General features: G+C 70.5%; 15 protein-coding genes and 1 tRNA gene. 11 read left to right on the top strand and 5 right to left on the bottom strand.

Features of this window, described 5'->3' with window-relative positions; translation table 11 throughout:
* Positions 1-12 precede the first annotated feature (12 nt).
* Positions 13-804 (bottom strand): electron transfer flavoprotein subunit beta/FixA family protein, encoded by a 792-nt coding sequence (locus D6718_12335; protein RMG43426.1) that lies wholly within the window; start codon positions 802-804, stop codon positions 13-15.
* Positions 805-996: 192 nt separating this feature from the next.
* Between D6718_12335 and D6718_12330 the strand changes: the two genes are divergently transcribed.
* Entirely contained in the window at positions 997-1,713 is a 717-nt protein-coding gene (locus D6718_12330) for a metal-dependent hydrolase (protein ID RMG43425.1), read from the top strand.
* 7 nt (positions 1,714-1,720) lie between these two features.
* Here the strand turns inward: D6718_12330 and D6718_12325 are convergent, their stop codons facing one another.
* On the bottom strand, positions 1,721-2,329 hold the full coding sequence (locus D6718_12325; GenBank protein RMG43424.1) for a flavin reductase family protein: 609 nt from the start codon (positions 2,327-2,329) through the stop codon (positions 1,721-1,723).
* Positions 2,326-3,153, bottom strand: coding sequence for a hypothetical protein (locus tag D6718_12320; protein ID RMG43423.1), 828 nt, complete (start codon positions 3,151-3,153; stop codon positions 2,326-2,328). The genes D6718_12325 and D6718_12320 overlap by 4 nt, the downstream gene beginning before the upstream one ends.
* A gap of 262 nt (positions 3,154-3,415) precedes the next feature.
* Here D6718_12320 and D6718_12315 point away from each other — a divergent pair, with 262 nt between their 5' ends.
* The 8 genes from D6718_12315 to D6718_12280 all read left to right on the top strand — a co-directional run bounded on the left by D6718_12315 (position 3,416) and on the right by D6718_12280 (position 10,487).
* Entirely contained in the window at positions 3,416-4,195 is a 780-nt protein-coding gene (locus D6718_12315) for an SDR family NAD(P)-dependent oxidoreductase (GenBank protein RMG43422.1), read from the top strand.
* A 4-nt stretch (positions 4,196-4,199) separates the two neighbouring features.
* A complete protein-coding gene (locus tag D6718_12310) occupies positions 4,200-4,694 on the top strand; it encodes a carboxypeptidase regulatory-like domain-containing protein (protein ID RMG43421.1) in 495 nt (164 codons plus the stop codon).
* Positions 4,695-4,775: 81 nt separating this feature from the next.
* Positions 4,776-5,471, top strand: coding sequence for a DNA-binding response regulator (locus D6718_12305; GenBank protein ID RMG43420.1), 696 nt, complete (start codon positions 4,776-4,778; stop codon positions 5,469-5,471).
* A complete protein-coding gene (locus tag D6718_12300; GenBank protein ID RMG43419.1) occupies positions 5,380-6,777 on the top strand; it encodes a hypothetical protein in 1,398 nt (465 codons plus the stop codon). Before D6718_12305 ends, D6718_12300 begins: the two co-directional genes overlap by 92 nt.
* A gap of 116 nt (positions 6,778-6,893) precedes the next feature.
* Positions 6,894-7,706 (top strand): phosphate ABC transporter ATP-binding protein, encoded by an 813-nt coding sequence (gene pstB / locus D6718_12295; protein RMG43418.1) that lies wholly within the window; start codon positions 6,894-6,896, stop codon positions 7,704-7,706.
* A 10-nt stretch (positions 7,707-7,716) separates the two neighbouring features.
* On the top strand, positions 7,717-8,388 hold the full coding sequence (gene phoU / locus D6718_12290; GenBank protein ID RMG43417.1) for a phosphate transport system regulatory protein PhoU: 672 nt from the start codon (positions 7,717-7,719) through the stop codon (positions 8,386-8,388).
* A gap of 36 nt (positions 8,389-8,424) precedes the next feature.
* The gene (locus tag D6718_12285; GenBank protein RMG43416.1) at positions 8,425-9,756 is read left to right on the top strand and encodes a PAS domain-containing protein; all 1,332 of its coding nucleotides are present in this window, start codon (positions 8,425-8,427) and stop codon (positions 9,754-9,756) included.
* Positions 9,756-10,487 (top strand): carboxylesterase, encoded by a 732-nt coding sequence (locus D6718_12280; protein RMG43415.1) that lies wholly within the window; start codon positions 9,756-9,758, stop codon positions 10,485-10,487. Before D6718_12285 ends, D6718_12280 begins: the two co-directional genes overlap by 1 nt.
* Here D6718_12280 and D6718_12275 read toward each other — a convergent pair.
* Together D6718_12275 and D6718_12270 are read right to left on the bottom strand one after the other, a co-directional pair.
* Positions 10,466-10,542 (bottom strand) — tRNA-Asp (locus D6718_12275). The two genes, D6718_12280 and D6718_12275, sit on opposite strands and share 22 nt — an antisense overlap.
* Before the next feature lie 236 nt (positions 10,543-10,778).
* On the bottom strand, positions 10,779-11,894 hold the full coding sequence (locus tag D6718_12270) for a hypothetical protein (protein ID RMG43414.1): 1,116 nt from the start codon (positions 11,892-11,894) through the stop codon (positions 10,779-10,781).
* On the opposite strand from D6718_12270, the gene D6718_12265 reads away from it, so the two are divergent.
* Both D6718_12265 and D6718_12260 read left to right on the top strand, forming a co-directional pair.
* On the top strand, positions 11,885-12,844 hold the full coding sequence (locus D6718_12265) for a 1-acyl-sn-glycerol-3-phosphate acyltransferase (protein ID RMG43413.1): 960 nt from the start codon (positions 11,885-11,887) through the stop codon (positions 12,842-12,844). The two genes, D6718_12270 and D6718_12265, sit on opposite strands and share 10 nt — an antisense overlap.
* 278 nt (positions 12,845-13,122) lie before the next feature.
* A partial coding sequence (locus D6718_12260) for a DUF11 domain-containing protein (GenBank protein RMG43412.1) occupies positions 13,123-22,446 on the top strand: 9,324 nt, incomplete at its 3' end.

Below are 22,446 nucleotides of genomic sequence, written 5' to 3'. Positions count from 1 at the left end.
CCGGCACGTCCGTCAGAGCACTTTCGCCTCGCGCTGCAGCTTTTCCACGAGCTGCCGCGCCACCGCCGCCGGCTCCCCCTCGAGGAACTCGCAGGTGCTCTTCCGCACCGGCGGCGCCAGCTCGAGGACCTCGAGGCGGCTGCCGGGCCGGCCGATCTGTTCGATCGACAGGCCGAGTTGCTCCGGGGTCGGGGTGTCGACCGGCTTCCGCTTGGCCGCCATGATCCCTTTGAGGGAGGTGTAGCGGACGTCGAAGATCCCGCTCTGCACGGCGAGCAGAGCCGGGAGCTGCACCTCCAGCACCTCTTGGCGGCTGCGCTCGAGCTCGCGGACCACTCTCACCTTGTCCCCGGCGAGCTCGACGCCCATGGTCAGGAAGACGGCGGGCCAGTCGAGAAGCCCGGCGACCAGGAGCGAGGTTTCGCCGAAACCGGCATCGTCGGAGCGGGTCCCGGAGAGCACCAGCCGCGGCTCTTCCCGGCGCACCACGGCGGCGAGCGCCTGCGCCGTGGCGAGCGGGTCGCCATCCTGGAAGTCCGGATCGACCAGATGCACCGCCCGATCGCACCCCATCGCCAGCGCGTGGCTGAGGGCCTTCCGGGCGCGGGCCGGCCCCAGGGTGCAGGCGACGACCTCGCCTTCGCCGGCGGCCTCCTTGAGACGCAGCGCCGTCTCGATGGCGTAGCGGTCGGACTCGTTGACCTCCCACGCGAGGTCGGTTTCGACGATTCCCCGACGCGATTCGTCGAGCACGAGCCGCGCATCGCGGTCGGGCACCTGTTTGATCAGGACGAGAAGCTTCATGATCGGAATCCCCAGCGGAGAAGCGGCACAGGGGCGGGAAAGGCGCAAAGCTTACTCGGAGCGCCCGCCCCCGGGCAAGTCGCGGGGACCGGCCCGGGGAGCAGCGGCCGCCCGCGGGCCGATCGGGCATAATCCGGCATCCGGGCCGGCGGGCGGACTGTGCCGGGCCCGCCGACGGAGGAGGACGAGGCGATGTCTCTTGGCACCACGTCGCGAATCACCTGGCTCGGTCACGCCACCTTCCGCATCGAGTTTCCGGGCGGAGAGGTCGTCCTGCTCGATCCCTGGCTGGAAGGGAACCCGGCCTGCCCGGAACGCTGGCACGCGCCCGGCCGCGTGGACGCCGTGCTGGTCACGCACGGACACTTCGACCATCTTTCCGCCGCCGCGGATCTCGGCCGCGCGGGCGCGAAGGTCGTGTGCATCTTCGAGATCGCCCAGTGGCTCGGCGCGCAGGGCCTTCCCGAGGAGCGAGTGGTCGGCATGAACAAAGGGGGCCGCGTGCCGGTGGTCCCCGGTCTCGAAGCGACGATGGTCGACGCCGTCCACTCGGGCGGGATCGTCGACGGGGACGGGCGGATCGTCTACGGCGGCGAGCCGGCCGGGTTCATGCTGCATTTCGACGGCGGCCCGACGATCTACTTCGCGGGCGACACGAGCCTGTTCGGGGACATGAAGCTGTACGGCGAGGTCTACCGTCCCGAAACCGCCATTCTCCCCATCGGCGGGCACTTCACCATGGGGCCGGAAGACGCCGCCCGCGCCGCTCGCATGCTGGGTGTCCGCCGGGTGGTGCCCTGCCACTTCGGCACGTTCCCCGTGCTGTCGGGCAAACCGGACCAGCTCGCCTCGGCGCTGGAAGGGGCGGCGGAGATGGTCGCGGTGGAGCCGGGTCAGGACCTGCCCTGACCGGGGTTCAGCCGCGCTTCTCCAGAATCGTGCCCAGGAACGCGTAGAAGCTGCCGCCGAGGCGCGCGACCGGACGCAAACGCCTGGGGTCGATTCGACCCCGGTCGTCCATCAGGTCCTCGCGCACGTGCGCGCACAGCACCCGGCCGAACACGGCGCGGCAACCGCCGATCTCGACCGTCTCCTCGCGGCGGCACTCCAGGCTGAACGGGGCCTCGGCCAGGCACGGGGGGGCCACCTTCGCTGCGGGGAACGTGGAGAGGGACGCCAGCTCGATTTCGTTCACGCCGTGCGCGTACTCCCTGGAGGTCAAGACGACCTTTTCCAGGAGATCCTCGTTCACGCCGTTGACCACGAACTCGCCCGTCTCCTCGATGTTGGACAGGGTGTCCTTCGCCTCGCCCGACCTCTTGCGGGGAAAAAAGGAAACCATGATCACCGGGGGATCGCCGCTGACCCCCTGGAAAAACGAGAACGGCGCGAGGTTCGGCCTTCCCTCCCGATCGACGGTGGAGATCCAGGCGATCGGCCGGGGAACCACCGCGGAGATGAGAAAGTGATAGCCGGAGGGAGCGCCGGGACGTCCGAACTCCAGGAGCACTCGGCGGGCGGTCATGGCGACAGCCCCGCGCGGGCCTCCTGGAGCAGCATCCGGACCACGTCGGCGTCCTCCCCGCGGGGGTTGTGCGCGAGGTAGGTCTCGAAGGACTCGATCGCTTCGCCGAACCGCCCAAGCAGGAAGAGGGCCCGGCCGCGGTCGCGGATCTCCCGCGGGTCGCCGGGCCGGATGGTCAGGATCATCTGGACGGCCGTCAGCGCCCGCTCGTAGTCCCCGGCACGCCAGTAGACCGCCTTCAGGTTCGCTGCGATCCGCGCGAGAAGCTGTGAGGCCGTGATCGGCCGGAGATGCCCCTCCCGGAAGCTCACCCGCCCGCCGGTCGCCTGGTGGACGATCTCGGCGCAGCGCGCCAGGTCGACCGGTTGGAAGCGATCGAGCGGGTCGAAGAGGAAGGGGCGTTCCCCATCGTCCCTCCGAAGGAGGAACCGTCCCGGCATTCCCACGCCATCGAACCGGAACCCGCACCGCCGCGCCACCTCGATGAAGACCAGCGCCAGGAGCGTCGGGGTCGCCGGCGCGCCGTCGAGAACCCGATCGAGGAAGCAGTGTTCCGGTGCATCCACGGTGCCGGTCACCCGGAACCCCTCCCGGTCGAGCAGGACCGAGGCCACCGCGCCCGCCACGAATCGCGGGTGCCGTGCCCGGCCGACGCGCTCGCGCGCCTTCCGGCCCAATTCGTCCAGGCGCCGGAGGTAGGGCTCGGGCGCGAGACCGGGGCGCCCGAGGCGCGCGATCGCCAGTGCGCCCTCCGCGGGGCTCCAGGTCCCTTCCGGCCGGGACAGGAGTTCTTCGAGAGCCTTCGTGGCGCTGCTGGCGTGCATGTCGCGGCGTCCTCGCGGTCGAATATAGACCGCCGTTGCCGCCCCTCCGGGAATCGAATCCCCGGCGGAGTCCGCCCAGGCGGAGATCTCCTACCTTCCCACAAGGACCGCCGCCCCGCCACGGCGGCGCCCCTCCCTGCCGGTGCGGCGGGGACGGTTCTCTTTGTACCGGACGGTGCCGTCGTGAATAATCCGGACGATTGGCGCGGTCGCGGCGGTGGGAACCGGCCGGCCTCCCGCCACCGCGAGGGAGACCGGAGCGATGGGCAAACTCGACGGAAGGATCGCACTCGTCACCGGAGCGAGCTCGGGAATCGGGCGCGCCACCGCCGCGGCTCTGGCCGCCGAAGGGGCGCGGGTGATCGCGGCGGCCAGGCGGCGCGAGCGGGTCGAGGCGCTCTGCCGCGAGATCTGGGAGCGTTACGGAATCGAGGCCGGAGCCCTGACCGTGGACGTGCGCGATCGCGGTGACGTCGCCGATTCGATGAAAAAACTGCGGGAAAGCGGCTGGCACGAAATCGACATTCTGGTGAACAACGCCGGACTTGCGGCCGGGCTCGATCGGATCCAGGACGGTTCGTTCGACGACTGGGACCGGATGATCGATACCAACGTGAAGGGCCTGCTGAACGTGACCCGTCACGTGCTCCCGGGGATGCTCGAGCGCGGCCGGGGACATATCGTGAACATAGGATCGATCGCCGGGCGCGAAGTCTACGACCGCGGGAACGTCTACTGCGCGACGAAGTTCGCGGTCCGGGCGCTCAACAAGGCGATGCGTATCGACCTGAACGGGCGAGGCATCCGCGTCACGACGGTCGATCCCGGTCTCGTGGAAACGGAGTTCAGCCTGGTGCGGTTTCACGGAGATGCGGAACGTGCGAAGGCGACCTACGCCGGCATGACGCCTCTCCGCCCGGAGGATGTGGCCGATGCCGTGGTGTGGGCGGTGACCCGTCCACCCCACGTCGACGTGGAGGAGGTGGTGCTGATGCCGACCGATCAGGCGTCGGTGTTCCACGTGCATCGCAGGAAGGAGTGACTTCATGGGCAACCCCGGGCTCCGCACCGCCTTGATCCTGTTTCTCGTCGCCGCTCTCGCGGCGCCCGCCGCCGCCGATCCCGCCGGCCTTTCCGGCGTGATCGAAACCCCGCCGGGGGTTCCGATCGCGGGATACCGCCTGCGGCTCGAGTCCGACAAAGGCGTCGCGATCGAAACGCTCCCGCTCGGCCAGGACGGCCGATTCCACCTCGCGGCCGTTCCGCCGGGCCGCTACGTCGTCCGGCTCCTCACCTTCGACGGGAGGACCTGCCGCGTCGAGTTCCCCCCGATCGTGGTCGACGGCCGCTCGCCGGCCGAGGTCCGCCTGCGGCTCGCCGAGAAGCCGGTGTGCCACGGCGCCCGCCCGGGCCGCTGGTCGCAGCAGGGCGGCCGCAAGGCCTGGATCCTCGGAGGCTCGGTGCTGGCGGCCGCCCTCCTCGCCGCCGCGCTCGGCGGCGGCGGCGGGGAAGAGCCGACGGTCTCGCCGTCGAGCCCGTGACGGAGCCGGAAGCGGCGCCGGCCGAGCCCGTGCTAGCCTTCCGCCGCCGGCCGGCCGGCTCCGGGAGGTGACGCGGCGGCGATGCGGGAGGCGGTCCAAACGGTCGCGGTCGTCGAGGATGACCCGGACATCGCCGCCATCCTCGAGCACCACCTCTCGAGAGGGGGGTTCCGCGTGGTGCGGTACGCCCGCGGGGACACGGCATTGGCCGCTCTGCGCCGCCAGCCGCCCGACCTCCTGCTCCTCGACCTGATGCTCCCCGGCCTGGACGGCCTCGAGCTGTTCCGGATGCTGCGGCGCGATCCCGCGACCGCCGAGCTTCCGGTGGTGATGCTCACCGCGCGAACCGACGAGACCGACAGGGTCGTCGGACTCGAGCTGGGCGCCGACGACTACATCACCAAGCCGTTCAGTCCCCGCGAGGTGGTGCTGCGCGTCCGGGCCGTCCTGCGCCGGCGAGCCGCCGCCCCTGCGGCCGAGGCGCCGTCCACGCTCGATTTCGGCGACCTGCGCATCTTCCCCGAGGCCCACCGCGTCGAGGTCGGGGGCGGCGAGGTCCCGCTGACGGCGACCGAGTTCAAGCTGCTTCTCTTCCTGGCGCGCCGGGCAGGCCGGGTGCAGCCGCGCGAAGAGCTGCTCACGCAGGTCTGGGGGTACACCCCCGGCGTGGACAGCCGGACGGTCGATACCCACATCCGGCGCCTCCGGCGCAAGCTCGGCGCCGCCGCCGGCCGGATCGAGACGGTGGTCGGCGTGGGGTACCGATTCCGCGGCTGATCGTCCCCTCGCCGGGCCGGCGTGTCACCGGATCGTGACATCGGCGCCACGGGCGCGTCACAGGACGGGTGCATCGTTGCGGTCCACTGGACGAAAGCAGGGAGGAAAGGCCGTGAAAAGAGCGGAATTCGGGCGGTTCTTCCTGGCGGCCGCAGCGGTGCTGACGGCCTCAGCCGCGGCGGCGGCGGCGGGAGACTGGACCGTGCGCTGGTCCAACGGTCACAAGATCGCCTCGGAAGACGGGGGATTCGAGCTGAAGTTCGGCGGCAGGCTCCAGGCCGACTTCACGTTCCTGGGGGGCGACGGCGCCCTGTCGGCCGCCGAGGACGGATTCGAGTTCCGCCGGGCGCGGTTGTTCATGAGCGGTTTGATCTACGACCGCGTCGAGTTCAAGGCCCAGTACGATTTCGCCGGCGGCGGGGCGGCGGTGAAGGATCTCTATCTCGGCTTCAAGAACCGGTGGGGTGACGTGCGGATCGGCCACTTCAAGGAACCGTTCAGCTTGGAAGAGCTGACCAGCTCCAAGTACATCACCTTCCTCGAGCGGTCGCTGCCGGTCGAGGCATTCGCGATGAGCCGAAACTCCGGCGTGGCGGTTCTCGGCCACGAGGGCGACCGTCTCAACTGGGGTTTGGGCGCCTTCTACGACGCGGGCTCGACCGGCAAGAGCACCGGTTCGAGCAACATCGACCTTTCCGGCCGCATCGGCTACCGCCCGATCTTCGCCGACGGCGGCCAGCGGATGCTGCACCTGGGGCTGGGCGTGGCGCGCCTTCACCGCGGCGCGGGCGAGAGCCTGCGGTTCCGCACCCACCCCGAGGCCCACTTTGCCCCTCGGCTCGCCGACACGGGAGCCGTCTCCGCCGACGGGGCGACGCTGGCCGATCTCGAGGTGGCGGGCGTCTTCGGGGCCGGTTGGTTCGCCGGGGAATACTTCCGGGCCGACGTGGACGCCCCGGCGTCCGGAGATCCGACCTTCGGTGGAGCCTATCTCGAGGCCGGCTACTTCCTCACCGGAGAGCACCGGCGCTTCAAGACGCGTTCCGGCTCCTTCGATCGGGTGAAGCCGAAGCGAAGTCTCCGCCGTGACGGAGGGATTGGCGCGTGGGAGATCGCCGCGCGCTGGTCCTCGGTCGACCTGACGGACGCGGCGGTGAACGGCGGCGAGCAGGACGACTTCACTCTCGGGGTCAATTGGTACCCGAATCCAGCGACGCGGCTGATGATCGACTGGGTCCATGCCGACGTCGCTGGCGGCCCCGACCAGGGGGACCTCTTCCTCATGCGCTGGCAGGTGGACTTCTGACACCGCCCGCCGTGACGGCGGAAGCCGGCGTCTGGTAGCCTTCGGTGTATGAACGCGCAGCCAACCTGCAGCACGGCCGCGGCGCCGCGGGTGCGGCGCCGCGGCGGCCGCCCGCGATGAGCGCCCCCCGGCCCGGCATGCCGACGCGGGCGCCGTCGGCGCCACCCGCTCCGGCGCGCCACGTGCTGGAGATCGAGAACCTGTCGGTCTGGTACGGTTCGAAGCGGGCGCTCGAGTCCATCTCTCTCCGGATTCCGGAGAAGCGCATCACCGCGTTCATCGGTCCATCGGGGTGCGGCAAGTCGACCCTCCTCCGCTGCATCAACCGCCTCAACGATCTGATCGAGGGAGTGCGAATCGAGGGGACGATTCGCTTCCACGGGCGGAACGTCCTCGACCCCGAGACGGACGTGAGCCTGCTGCGCAAGCGGATCGGAATGGTCTTCCAGAAGTCGAATCCCTTTCCGAAATCGATCTACGAGAACGTCGCCTACGGTCCACGGATCCACGGAATCCGGGATCGGCGGCGCCTCGACGCGATCGTCGAGCGAAGTCTGCGGAGGGCTGCCCTCTGGGACGAGGTGAAAGACCGCCTGTTCGACAGCGCTCTCGGGCTGTCCGGGGGCCAGCAGCAGCGGCTGTGCATCGCGCGAGCGATCGCGGTCGAGCCCGAGGTGGTGCTGCTGGACGAGCCGTGCTCGGCCCTGGATCCGGTGGCCACCGCCCGGATCGAGGAGCTGATGCTGCAGCTCAAGAGCGACTACACCCTGGTGGTCGTGACGCATAACATGCAGCAGGCGGCGCGCGTGTCGGATGACACCGCCTTCCTGTACATGGGCCGACTGGTGGAGCACGGGCGAACGGAGGAGCTCTTCCTGAACCCCAAGAAGAAGGAGACGGAGGACTACATCACCGGACGGTTCGGCTGAGGGGCAGGCGATGGAACGGCGGTTCGAACAGGATCTCGAGAGCCTCGCCGAGCGGGTACAGCACCTCGGCGGGCTCGTGGAGCGCGCGATCGGGCGATCGATCCGAGCGCTGGTCGAGCGCGACGAGGCGGCGGCCCGCGCGGTGATCGAGGGGGACGCCGAGATCGACGCCGTCGAGCTCGAGATCGACCAGCTCGCGATGCAGATCCTCGCCCGCTACCAGCTTGCCGGTCGCGATCTCCGTTTCGTGACCACCGCGATGAAGATCACCCCCGATCTGGAGCGGATCGCCGATCACGCCGTCAACGTCTCGGAGCGGGCCCTGGAAATGTTGCAGGAACCGCCGCTCAAGGCCGTCGTCGACCTCAAGGTGATGGCGCGACGCGCCCAGGAGATGGTCCGCGCAGCTCTCGACGCGTTCGTGCGCCGCGACGCGGAGGCAGCCCGCGCCGTCATCCAGATGGACGACGAGGTCGACGCCATGACGGTGAACCTCTTCAGGTCGCTGCTGTCGTACATGCTGGAGGACCCGAAGACGATCACGCGCTCGATCCGTCTGACCTTCACCGGCAAGTACTTCGAGCGCATCGCCGACCAGGCCGTCAACATCGCCGAGCTGATCGTCTATATGGTCGAAGGCCGCGTCATCAAACATGCGCAGGCGTCACCGCCCGCAGGCTGAGCCCGGGGCCCGGGTGGAGCGCCCGGAATCCGGCTGATGCGGCTGGCGCACCGGACCCTCCTCGTCGCGGCAGGCGCGCTCCTGCTCGCTTCCCCGCTGCTCGACGCGGCGCTCCGGCTCGCCGCGGCGGGACGGTGGGCAGCGGCGGTGGCGATCGCGGCATCGGCGGCGGCGATCCTCGCCGGGGCGGCCCCGTTCGCGGCCCGCCGCGTGTCGGTGTGGCTCGCCTGGCTTCGCGGCGTCGCCGCGGGCCGGGAATCGGAGCCGCCGGAGGACCTTCCCGAGGAGTTCGCGGCCGTCGCCACCGGGATCGACAGCCGCGCGAAAGCGGAACGCGAGCGCCGGAGGATTGAAGCGGAGCGGGCACGCCTTCTCGAGGCCGTGCTCGAGCGCCTTCCCGACGGCGTCCTGCTGGTCGAGCCGGGACTGCGCGTGCGCTTCGCCAACCGCGCCTTCCGCGAGCTCACCGATGTCTCCGACCCGACCGGCCGGCCCGTCACCGAGCTCGTGCGCGATCCCGACCTGCGCGAGTCGCTCGAGCGGGTTCTCCGCGAGGCGCGGCCGGGGATGGTGCGGGTGGCGGTCCCGCCGGGAGGGGAGCGCCGTTTCGAAGTCAGGATCGTTCCGGAGGGCGGGCGGGCGCTCGCCTTTTTCCGCGACGTGACGCGTCTCGACCGACTCGAAGCGATGCGCCGCCGCTTCGTCGCCGACGTCTCGCACGAGTTGCGCACACCCCTCACCGCCATCAGGGCCTATGTCGAAACGCTCCTCGAGGAGGCCGGCGCCGGGACCGCCGCTTACGCGGAGACCATCCTGCGGCACGCGCGCCGCATGGAGGGGCTCATCGACGATCTCACCGACCTCTCCCGGATCGAGACGGGGGCCGTGCCGATTTCGCCCCGGCTCGTCGACGTGGAGAGGTCGGTGGGCGCGGCGCTCGAGCAGGTCGCGCCCGCCCGCCGGGAGAAGGACGTCGAGGTGAGGCTGCGGCTTCCCCCCGGGCTCGCCGTCCGAGCCGATCCGAAACGGCTGGAGCAGATCCTCGTCAACCTGCTGGACAACGCGATCAAGTTCAACCGGCCCGGAGGGCGCGTGGAGATCGGCGGCCGCCGGCGGCCGGGATGGGTGGAGCTCTGGGTGGAGGACACCGGTGTGGGGATCGCTCCCGAGGATCGGGAGCGGATCTTCGAACGCTTCTTCCAGGCCGACTCCGCCCGTTCGCCGGAACGGAAGGGGACGGGCCTGGGCCTTGCGATCGTCAAGCATCTGATGGAACGGCACGGCGGCCGCGTCGAGTGCCGCTCGACCCCTGGACGGGGCTCGCGCTTCCTGCTGGAATTTCCCGACCCGCCCCGCGAGGACCGCTGATGGAAGGCTCTCGCCGCCCCCCGGCGATCGAAATCGGCCCCGAGCGCGCCGAGGCCGCCGTCATCTGGCTCCACGGGTTGGGCGCCGACGGCCACGACTTCGTTCCGATCGTTCCGGAGCTGCGGCTACCCGCTTCGCCGGCCGTTCGTTTCATCTTTCCGCACGCCGACCTGCGGCCCGTGACGATCAACATGGGCTTGATCATGCGCGCCTGGTACGACATTCGGGACCTCAGCCTCGACGACCGGGGACACGACCCCAAGGGCATCGCCGAGTCGGCCGCTCGGATCCGAGAGCTGATCGATCGCGAGCGCGCGCGGGGCATCGCCCCGGAGCGGATCGTCCTCGCCGGCTTTTCCCAGGGCGGGGCGATGGCGCTTCACACCGGCCTGCGCTACCCGGAGCGGCTGGCGGGAATCGTCGGGCTGTCGTGCTACCTGCTCTTCCCCGATCGGCTGGCCGAGGAGGCATCGCAGGCCAACCGCGGCCTGCCCGTTTTTCTCGGACACGGGACGATGGACCCGATGGTGCCCCTCGCCGCGGGCGAGCAGGCCGCCGCGCGGCTGCGGGAGGCGGGGTACGCCGTCACCTTCCACACCTATCCGGTTCCTCACGCCGTCCACCCCCAGGAGATCGCCGACGTCGGTGCCTGGTTGAGCGTGCGGCTCCGGTCCGGGGAGGGAGGACGCGGGGCCAGCGAAAAGGAGAATGGCGGGAGCGACGGGATTTGAACCCGCGACCTCAGGCTTGACAGGCCTGCGTGCTAACCAGCTGCACCACGCCCCCGCCTCGGGACGCGCCCGCGCTCCCGGAGACACCACGCCGGCGTCGATCCCCAAGCTCTTGACATGCCATGGGTTATCGACGCGGCCCGGCGCTGCCGGCCGCGGGCGACGCTAAAGCTACCACGAAGTCCACGACCTCGCATTCCGCGGCAGACCTTTCTCGAAGGTGCGCTTCTGCGGCGGGCGGCCGTCGTGCGTGCCGGTTGTGCCGCGTCTCCCGCGCCGGGGGCGCGGGGGTCAGCCGGTTCGGGTCATCCCTGGCCTCGACCTTCCGTCCGCCGCCCCGAGATCCCGCTCCGGCAGGCGTGGCAACGCGATCTCGAGCCGGGCCGTTTCCGACTCCGGGTCCTCGTCGAGTTCGACGCTCGCCCCGAAGAACGACAGCCGATGGGCCGCTTCGAGAAGCCGCCGCGGAGAGAAGTCGAGCCGGTCGTGCATCACCCACGAGATCGTGAGCTGCAGCCACCCCGGCTCCTCGGACACGCGGAGGCGGACCGGCGTTCCCGCCCGCTTCGATCGCTGCGCCTCCTCGACGAGTTCGTCGAGTGACGCGGCGAGGTCGGCCGCGGGCACCGCGACGCGCCCGCGGCCGCGCATCTCGCTCAGGTCGGTCTCGAATCCGCCCTCGGGGAAATCCCCGCCGTCGGCCGCCCCGGCGGCGCGCCCCGACAGCAACGGCCCGAGGTGCGCGCACACCTCGGGTGCGATGGAGCCCCGGAGGGCGATCACGGCGGAAATGGCGGCCTCGGCGGCGGCGGTGATCCCGGCCGGATCGACCGGCACCGGCTCTCCCTCCCGGAAGGGCACCTCCGCCAGGCGCGCGATCAGCTCCTGCTTGGCGCGGCTGACCGCCGCCAGCCCGGCCCGCGACAGGCCAAGGCGTGTCCCCGTCCGCTCCACGTCCTCCAGCCGGTCGACGACCCGGCCCAGCACCGCCGAGGCGGCGGTCCGCAGGCGGGAGGCGAGGCGCGCGCTCAGGGGACGGCGCGCGGGCAGGTTCCGGCACAAGAGCGCCAGCGCGGCGAGATCGGCCCGCGCCCATCCCCGCTCCGCGAAGTCTCCGCTGGCCTGCCAGAAGATCCGCCGAGCCACGTCGCGGCGCTCCTGCGGGGGCGTGGCCGGGACTCGGCTCGAGAACGGGGCGCGGCGGCGCCATCCCGCGGTGCCGAACGCGAGCAGCAGGGCGGCGGCGGTGCCGGCCACGGCGAGGACCGCCGCCGGCAGGTGCGCCGCCAGGAGGGCCGCCGTCGCGGCGAGCCCCGCCAGAGAACCGGCGGCGAGCCAGCGGCGCCCGGCGGCGCGGCGCGCACGCCGACAGTCGTTCCGCCGGGCCTCGGCGTTCGATGTTCGCAACGGTGCGTCTCCCCGGGGCGATGAGGGTTTTCGCTTCCCGCCGTCCAGGTACCCGGAGAGCGCTCGCCGGGCAAGCGATTCGTCGGGGACGCGGCCGGCCGCGTGATCTGCCGGACGCTGGCGGACAAGGCGCGGCCGCGTTCCGGGGGGGCGCGGGCCGTGCGATCATGCCCCGTCCGGCGGGGCGCCCCGCTGGCGAGTTCGCGGCGATGTGGCTCTACCGGACCCTCCAACTCGCCCGTCCACTCCGGCACCTGTGGCCGATCGGCGGCGCGGGGCCCGTTCCCCTTCCCCGCGAGGGCGGCGCGCTTCTGGCCTCGACGCACGCCTCGTTTCTCGATCCGTTCTTCATCGGCGCGGTGGCTCCGCGTCCGATCCGCTTCCTCATGACGGAGAGCTGGTACCGCCGCTCCCGCCTGAGCCGGATCCTGTTCGACGGGTGCGGGGTGATCGCCACGGCCACCTTGACGCCGGCGGCCACCATCGCCGCGGTGGTGCGCTCGCTCGCCGCGGGAGATCTGGTCTGCGTCTTTCCGGAGGGACTGATCAGCGACGACGGCCGGATCCGGCGGTTTCGCCACGGGATCGGCTGGATGGCCGCGGTGAGCGGCGTCCCGGTCTACCCGTGCGCGCTCGACGGCAACCACCGTTCGCTGCCGCGCGACCGGCGGTGGCCCCGCTTCGTCCCGGTGGAGGTCCGGTGGGGCCGGCCGCTTCGCTTTCCCGGGGGGCCCCGGCCGCGGCCCGATCCCCGCGAGGTGCACCGGTTCGTCGAACGGTTGGCGGACGAGATCTGCCGGCTGGCGGGCCGCCCGGAGGATCTCGCGTCGGCCAGGCCGAAGAGGGAGGTCGCCGATCTCGGGCCGGCGATCGAGGACGCCCTCCGCGAAGTTCCGGGACGTTCCGCGACGGCCCGGGAGCTTCCGGCTAGCCGGACGGAACGCGAGTAGTCCTTGCCCCCGTCGCGGCGCCGACGTATACGAGGTGCCGGACGCGTTCGCGCCGTACGGGCGGGGGAAGTTCAATCGGGCCGAGGGCGGACCGGTGGTCGCCCGGGTCAAGGTCCCACCGTTCCGGACGATCCATAGATACGAGCGCCCCCGGCCGCGTCCGAGCGGCTCCCAAGAGAGCGGAGCCGGGGCTTTCCGCCCCGGGGGTTTTGCCGAGGAGCGAGGCCGTCCCGCACTGGGGCGCCTCGGCGAGAGGCTCAGCGCCCGGGAGAACGCTCGTGACGCGTGGTCCGAATCCGACCTCCCACCGAACGAAGACTTCCTTCCGCCGCCTCGCATCCGTGTCCGCGTTGTGGCTCGCCGCGGCCGCGGTCCCATCGCTGGCGCTCGTCCCCCCACGCGACCCGGCGACGCCCCTTCCGTCCCCTGTCCAGGACGAGATTCGCGACGACCGCGCGGGCGCCTTCCGGCCGGCCCACCCTCTGGCGGGTGTCGTGCCGGCCAACGTCGCCGCCCGTCGGGCGGCGGGACCGCTCACGCTGACCCCGCTGACCGGCAGCTTCTCCTACCCCGTTCTCCTGGGGAAGTTCGCCGACACCGCCGCGGACCCCTTCCCGCCCGGCGATCTCGCGGACGAGCTGTTCCTCACCGGCTACAACGCCGGCGGGGCGCCGGGCTCGTTGAGGGACTACTTCGCCGAGGTCTCCTACGGCGACTACGACATCGACGGCACCGTCTACGGCTGGCAGACCGTATCGCTGAACGAGGCCGACTACACCGGTCCCGCAGGCTGCAACGGGCTGTGCCGGGGAACGACCGGTTCCGCTGCCGCGTTCGTGCAAGAGCTGATTCAGCTCAACGACGGGAGCATCGACTTCTCCCAGTTCGACAACGACGGCCCCGATGGCGTTCCCAATTCAGGGGACGACGACGGGGTGGTGGACCTTCTGGTCGTGGTGCAGCCGGCGGTCGGGGGTGAGTGCGGCGGCACCGGCATCTGGTCGCACCTCGACAGCTACTCGAAGACGTTCGGCGCGCCGTACGCGACAGACGACCCCGCGAGCGGGGGCGGCAACATCGCCATCGAGGACTACATCGTGGTGCCGGCGTACGAGTGCGACGGCACCACGAGGATCAAGATCGGCGTCTTCGCCCACCTGTTCGGCCTTCACCTCGGCTGGCCGCCGCTGTGGGACCGCGACGGCACCTCCCGCGGCGCGGGCGCGTGGGACGTGATGGCCCGGGGGCTGTGGGGCGGCGACGGGGCGACCCCGGAGCGCCCCGTGCATCCGAGTGCCTACACGAAGGCGCTCGCGGGGTGGATCGACCCCGTGGTGATCCTGGGGCAGCACCTGGGGGAGTTCATCCCGGCGGTGGAGTCCAACCGCGAGGCGCGCGAGTTCCGCCGGCCCTCCACGTGCACCCACGAGGAGTACTTCCTCATGGAGGCCCGGCTCCGCCAGGGCTTCGATCTCAATCTTCCCGGAGAGGGACTGCTGATCTGGCACGCGGACGACAGCCGGGAAGACGCCGGCGAGGAGGCGCGCCCCCGACTGCACCTCCTGCCGGCCGACAGCCGTTACGGTCTCAACAACGGACGGGACGACGGGGACGACGGGGATCCATGGCCCGGCTCGGTCGGGCGGAAGACGTGGCGGGACGACACCGATCCCTCGTCGCGGCGGTGGGAGGACAGGCCGAGCGGAGCCAGCATGACCGACGTGTCCCCTCCGGCCGATCCCATCCAGGCCGACCTCAATCAGGACACCGGTCCGATCCCCCACGTTCTCGATGTTTCCATCGACGACTCTTCCACGGGCGCCGGCGATCGCGACGGAGTGATCGACCCCTACGAGACCGTTCGGCTGGGCATCGATCTCTCGAACGAGGGCCAGGCCACGCTCACCGGCGTCACGGCCACCCTCTCGCTCAATCCCCCGGTGCCGGGGGTGACGATCCCGAACCCCTCGATGAGCTGGCCCGATCTCGACCCCTGCGGCGTCGGATCGGTGCAGACGGTCGACGTCGATCTCGACGCCAGCGTCGCCTGCGGCACGTCGCTGAACTTCCAGCTCGACATCTCGGCCAACGAGGGAACCTACACGCTCAACTTCACCAAGCACGTCGGGACTTTCTTTCCGCAGCCCGAGCAGAGGCTGACGTCCTCGGCCGCCGACGCCGGGAAGCCCCGCGCCACCGCGGACGACACCGGGTACGCCGTCGTCTACCACGAGCCCGGAGCTTCCGGAGACGTCGTGCGGTTGACGCGTCTCGACGCGGACGGGGTTCCCCTCGGAACGACCGACATCAGCGCCGGATCGGGGAACTCCCGCAACGCGGACGTCGACTGGAACGGCACCGAGTACGGCATCGTCTGGGAAGACGACCGCGACGGGACCCAGGAGATCTACTTCGCGCGGGCGGATGCTTCCGGTACGCGGGTCGGGCCCGAGGTCCGGCTGACCGCCAGCTCCGGGACGTCACGCGCACCGCGCATCGTCTGGAACTCGACGAACCAGGAATGGGCGATCGTGTTCGCCGACGACCGGCTCGGCGATTCCGACGTCTACCTCGACCGCCTCGACGCGTCCGGCAACCAGATCGGAAGCGAGATCCTGATCGCCGGCGGCGCCGGCGACCAGGCCGCCCCCGACCTCGCCTGGTCGGGCGCCCGGTACGGGGTGGTCTGGCACGACGGGGCCGGAGGCGAGTACACGATTCAGTTCCGCTCGCTCACATACGACGGCTCGGTGATCTCGCCGCCCGTGCGGCTCGAGCAGCTCCCCGGCGACTCCGTCACGCCGGCGATCACCTGGCATGCCGGCTCCCAGCTGTTCGGCGTCGCGTACATCGACTTCGCCGACGGCAAGAACCGCTCCTCGGTGAAAACGACCCGGACCGACGAGAACGGGAGCGCCCCCGCGACACCGAAGACGATCTCCAGCGTCCCGATCCGGGCCGAGGCGGTCGACATCGACAGCGACGGCACGTCGTACTTCTACACCTGGGTCGATCACCGCGACGGCCGGCGCACGGTCCGCCTCTCCCGCGCCGACGCACTTCAGAACGTCGACGCCGACAGCCTGATCGTCGGCCAGGCTCCGTACGGCGATGCGGCGGCGATCGGCTACGGGCCCGGGGGAGGCGTCATCGTCTGGCGCGCCGAGGATTCGTCGACGCACCGCTTCGACGTCCACGCACGGACGACCGTCGGCTTCTACGAGTGCGGGCGGGACGACGACGGTGACGGCATCCTCACGCAGAACGACAACTGTCCCGACACGCCCAACATCGATCAGACGGACACCGACGGGGACCAGTGGGGAGATGCCTGCGACTGTGCCGTCAACGACCCGAACATCAACCCGGGCGTGCCGGAGGTGAACTGCGACGGCACCGACAACGACTGCTCCGCGGCGACGCCCGACTCGCCGGACGCCGACGGCGACGGATGGGACATCTGCGACCCGGCCGATCCGGTGAATCCCGACGGCAAGGGGGTCGACTGCGACGATTCCCGTGCGGACGTCTTCCCGGGGGCGATCGAGGACTGTGACGGCGCCGACAACGACTGCGACGGAACCGTCGATCCGGCGGTCGGAGACCGCTACGTGGACACCACCGGGTCCGACGCAGGAAACCTCTGCAACGATCCGGCGGCGCCCTGCGCGAGCATCGGCCACGCCGCGGAAATGGCCTGCGACGGCGAGACGGTCTTCGTCGCCGAAGGCCACTACGTCGAAGACATCGTGATCGAGCAGCCCGTTCGCGTCGACGCGTCGGGCATCGGGATCTACACCACCGTCAGCGGCACCGGCACGACCGACGTCGTGACGATCCTCGCCTCCGATGTCACCTGGGACGGCCTCGAGGTGGTCGATACGCCCGGCGTCGCCTGCTTCCGGATCGGCGATGCCGCGCACCCGGACCTGAGCCATGTCGTCATCCAGAACTCCGCCGCCCGCAACTGTGCGGTGGGTGTCGTGATCGACAGCACCACCTCTCCCGGCGTGGCCGTCTCCGTCCTCCAGTCGACGATCGAGAACCACACCTACGACGGATCGCCCGACAGCGGCATCGGGATCCTTCTCGTCGGCGGCAACGACCACGTCGACCTGCGCGGGAACCGGGTGCGGAACAACGACGGGGTCGGAATCCGGATCGATCCGCCGGCGGCCGGAAGGATCAATCGGCTGATTTCGGTGGTCGGAACCCGGATCCACGACAACGGGCTCGACCCTGCCGCGAGCGGCTTCGCGGGGATCGAAGCCCACGACGTGGAAGACATCAGGATCGAGGGCAACCGGATCTACAACCAGCTCGGACCGGACGCGGGTACGGACGGTCTGGCGGCGATCTTTGCCGATATCTCGGGCGGCAATGTCTACTGCAACCGCTTCGAGTCCAACGACCAGGGCGTGCGCCTGACCGGGACGACCGACGGGCTGAGGATCCTCCACAACAAGTTCACCGGAAACACCGGAACGGCCCTTCTCGTCGGTCCCGACGCCGGCACATCGAACCGGGTGAACGAGGACGAGTTCCAGGGGAACGGCACCGCGGTCGAGAACCAGTCCTCCGGAACGCTCGACGCCCGTCACAGCTGGTGGGGAGCTGCGGACGGACCTTCCGGCGACGGGCCGGGTTCCGGGGATCCGATCCTCGGCGACATCGACACGAGCAACTTCATCGCCCGCTCCACGCCCCCGGTGCTCGTCCGCTGGCCGACCGACTCCGGCTGGTCCGACAGCGTCGCCGCATGCTTCAAGAAGATCCAGACGGGAGTGGACAACGCCAACCCCGGCGATCTCGTCCTCATCGGCGATGGAATCTACAAGGAACACGTCAACGTCACCAAGGCCGTCGACCTGGAGGGCATCGACGGCGGCCTCGGCTGTTCGCCCACCGAGATCGACGGGAGGCAGTCCGGGGGAACACACGACCCGGCCCTGACGATCTCCGGGGTCTCGGGCGTGGACGTCCGAAACCTCACCATCCGCTCGGCCAGCCGCGGCCAGGCCTGCGGCTCGAGCTCCGGGAACGAGATCGGGCTGAATCTCGAGAACGTCAGCGGGTCGACGTTCTCCCGGCTGTGCCTCAAGGAGAACGGCGTCACGGAGCTTCGCCTCTACGGCGATTCGGACGACAACACGTTCGACGATCTGACGATCGACGGCATGATCCGGCGCGGCGACGGCAGCGACGAGTGCGGGCACCGATCCCGCGAGGGGATCCTCGTCGACGGCGGTCCTGCCTGCGAGGGCGGGCCCGGCGCGACCGCCGACCGGAACAGCTTCAACAACATCGAGATCAACTACGCCACGCGGGGAGTGAAGATCCGCCTGGCTACGGACACCCAGGTCACCAACAGCACGATCAGCGCCTCTCCGGCTCCCGCCTGGGACGGCGGTGCCGTCGCCCGGGCCGTCGAGATCGAAATGGCCGATCGCACGCAGTTGATCGGGAACACGCTCGGCGCCGGCGAGGAAACCGATACCGTGGTGATCCGCGGCCGGGATGCCGCCTCCTGCGTCACGGAGGCCACCGACAGCACGGGGACCTACCTGCAGGACAACGTCATCTCCAAGTCGGCCGGATCGGGCGTGCTGCTCGCTCACGCCGCGGGAGACCCCGGCGTGCCGGCCGACACGGAGATTCGCTGCAACGACATCTCGAACAACGGCACGGGCGTGCTCACGGAATGGGTCGGCCCGGCGACGGGCGCCCAGAACCGGCTTCACCTGAACGACATCACCGGGAACACGACGGGTGTCCAGAACACCGCTTCGGACACGCTGCCCGCCGAGAGGAACTGGTGGGGCAGCGCCGACGGGCCGGGAGGGGCCGGCCCCGGCTCCGGAGACACCGTGTCGGGCGCGGTCAGCTTCGGCAACTGGCTGCAGTCCTCCTCGGCGGATGACGCCGACGCGGACAACTACACCGAGTGCGAAGGCGACTGCGACGACACCGATCCGGCGTTCAGCCCCGGGGTCGCGGAAACCTGCGACGGCATCGACAACGACTGCGACGGATCGATCGACGAGGATCTACCGCTCAACAGCTACTACCGGGATGCGGATGGGGACACTTTCGGCGATCCGAACGACTCCGTCCAGGACTGCTCCGACACTCCGCCGGCGGGCTACGTCGCCGACAACTCCGACTGCAACGACGCCGACCCGAACATCAATCCGAACGCGGCGGAGATCATCTGCGACAACGTCGATCAGAACTGCAACGGCATGGCCGACGAGGCTCCGGACGGCGACTCCGACGGCTTCGACCAGTGCGATCCGTCGGACCCCTACGACGGCGACGGGCACGCGGTCGATTGCAACGACTCCGACCCCGGGATCAACCCCGGAGCCGCCGAGATTTCCTGCGACAACGTCGATCAGAACTGCAACGGGATGGGCGACGAGTCGCCGGACGCTGACGCCGATGGATACGACGCGTGCGATCCGGCCGACCCCTTCGACGGGGACGGTCTCCAGGGCGACTGCGACGATGCCGACTCCGCGGTGAACCCGGCCGCCGCGGAGGTCTGCAACGACACCAAGGACAACGACTGCAACGGCCAGGCGGACGGCGCCGACGCGGCCTGCACGGGACTGGCGGTGGCGAACCTGCGCTTCCAGGCGGGGACGAAGGACACGCTGGCCTGGGACGCCGCCGCCAGCGCGACCTCCTACGCGCTCTACCGGGGGACCATCCGCCGCGACCGGCCGAAGCGCTACGATCACTTCTGCGAGGCGACGGAGATCTCCGGGACCACCGCGGTCGACCGCGATGTGCCGCAGCCGGGCGAGTTCTTCTACTACCTCGCCACCGGGTTGAGCGTGAACGCCGGGACGGGGGCGATCACGCCGGGGCCGCTGGGCCAGGCGTCCGACGGCTCGTGGCGGCCGGAGTCGGACACGGTGACCTGCGGGCCGCGGGTCTACGTCGATCCGGACGCCGTCGGCGCCGGCACCGGGACCTCCTGGGCGGATGCGTACACCTCCGTCGCCGCGGCCCTCGGCCACGACAAGGCCCGGGATCGCGGTCTCGAGATCTGGATCAAGGGCACGGTGACCGACAACGGCGTGTCGCTCGACCGCGCCGCGCGGCCCGCCGCCCGCCTGCTCGGCGGCTTCGCCGGCACCGAGACCTTCTCCTGGGAACGCGATCCGGCGGCGACACCGACCGTATGGCACGGATCGGGGGCGACCGTCCTCCTGCGGGGTTCGCACGCCGATCTCGTTCTGGACGGGTTGACGCTCGAAAACGCGACGCAGGCGGTGCGGGCCACCACCGACGGCGATCTCGTCGCGTTCTTCGACGTCGACGTCAACAGCGTGACCGGAAAGGCCCTGGAAGTGACGGCCGATGGGCCCGCCGGCGGGTCGCTGGTGGTCGAGGACTCGAGCTTCGACGGGAGCGTGCAGAGTGCGGTCCAGGGCATCGCCCAGGCCGGCGCCCTGACCGGGCGGATCGCCCGGAACTCCTTCGGCGGCGGCGGCGACGCCGTCGTCAGGCTCGAAAGCCGCCCATCCGGGAGCGACGCCTCCGTCGATTTCGAGGTCCTGAGGAATCGCATCGACGGCGGCTTGAACGGCCTGGTGGTGGGTGCCCACGTGACCGACGAAGCGGTGACGGCGGAGGCCTCCGGTCTGATCGCCAGCAACCTCCTGTCGGGCGCCTCCGGAGACGCCGTCCGCGTGGAGGCGGCGGGAGACTTCACCAGCGTGACGGGCGCGGCGACCGTGCTGGCGCATCCCGTGCTCACGGAGAACACCATCTCCGACGCCGCCGGGTCCGGGGTGGTCGCCGCGGCCTCGCGCTCCGACACGACCGGGTCCCCCGCACAACACGCCGTCCGTGCGGTGCCGGAGCTCTGGAACAACCTGATCACGTTCCATGGAGGTGCAAGCATCGAGGAGTCGGCCGACGACACGGCGAATGCGCTCGAGGCCGACCCCTTGGTGTCCGGCAACGACCTGTTCGGAAGCGGGTCTTTGTACCTCGACGAGGGAACGACCACCCTGACCTCGGTCGCCGACGTCAACGCCCTGCCGCAGGCGACGGGGAACGTCGACGTCGACCCGCGTTACCGTGACCGCGCCAGCGGCGACTACGTCCTCCGCTCCAGCTCGCCGGTGATCGATACCGCTCTGGACGGAGCACCTCCCGTGCCCGCGCTCGATCTCGCCGGCAGTCCGCGGTTCGTGGACGGGGACGCCGACGGCACGGCGGCCGCGGATCTCGGCGCCTACGAGGCGCCGGCGCCGAGCCCGAACGACGCCGACATCGAAGCGAGCAAGACCGACGACGCCGACCCCGTGGCCGTCGGCAGCCAGCTCGTCTACACGGTGAGGGCGGAGAACAGGGGCCTCGCCGACGCGACGAATGTCGTCGCCACCGACACGCTTCCGCCGGAGGTGACCTTCGTCTCGACATCCGGCTGTGCGGAAGACCCGAACGGGGTGCCCACGTGCACGCTCGGAACGATCGCGGCCGGCTCGTTCGCCGAGTACACGATCACGGTGACCGTCAACACCGACGTACCGGACGGTTCCGTGATCACCAACAGCGTCGACATCGCGACCGATACGCCGGAGTCGGATACCCTCAACAACACCGCGACCGAAACGACCACCGTCCTCGGACCCGCGCTGACGGCGACAAAGGGCTCGTCCGATGTCAACGGAGGGTCGCTCCGCCCCGGCGACGAGATCGAGTACACGGTGACGGTCTCCAACGGCGGCGGAGCGCCGGCGACCGGCGTGTCGATGTCGGATCCGGTTCCCGCCAACACGACGCTCGTGGCGGGTTCGGCCTCGGCGTCCCAGGGAACCGTTACCGAAGGCGATCCCCTGCAATGGGACGTCGGCACCCTCGCCGCCGGGGCTTCGGCCACGCTCACCTTCCGGGTCACCGTCGACGCCGCCACGCCCGACGGCACCCGGATCGAGAACCAGGCGACCTTCACCTACAGCGAAGATCCCGCCGCGTCCGTCCTGAGCGACTCGACCGACCCCGCCGACGACGACGGCATCGAGCAGGGCAACGACCCGAACGATCCCAACGACGACGACACCACCAAGGACACCGTCGGCGTCCCGGCACTGTCGGCCACGAAGGCCTCGGCGGACCTGAACGGCGGACGGCTCGAACCGGGGGACGAGATCGAGTACACGATCAGTATCCGCAACGACGGGACCTCGGAAGCCACCGGAGTCTCGATGTCCGACCCGATCCCGGCGAACACCACCCTCGTCGCCGGCTCGGCGAGCCCGTCGCAAGGAACGGTCACCGAGGGCGACCCGCTCCAATGGGACGTCGGCACGATCCCCGCGGGAGGCGGGCAGGCGACTCTCACCTTCCGGGTCACCGTCGACGCCGGCACGCCGGACGGAACGACGATCGAGAACCAGGCGACATTCACCTATGCGGAGGACCCGGCCGCCTCCGTCCTCACCGACTCCACCGACCCCGCTGACGACGACGGGATCGAGCAGGGCAACGACCCGAACGATCCCAACGACGACGACACCACCAAGGACACGGTCACCTACGTGGTGCTCGGGGCGACGAAGGGGTCGGCGGACCTGAACGGCGGG

Source organism: Acidobacteriota bacterium (genome assembly GCA_003696075.1).
Taxonomy (GTDB): domain Bacteria; phylum Acidobacteriota; class Polarisedimenticolia; order J045; family J045; genus J045.
The sequence above is the reverse complement of the archived record's forward strand: the minus strand, read 5'-3'. Positions and strand labels throughout refer to the sequence as shown.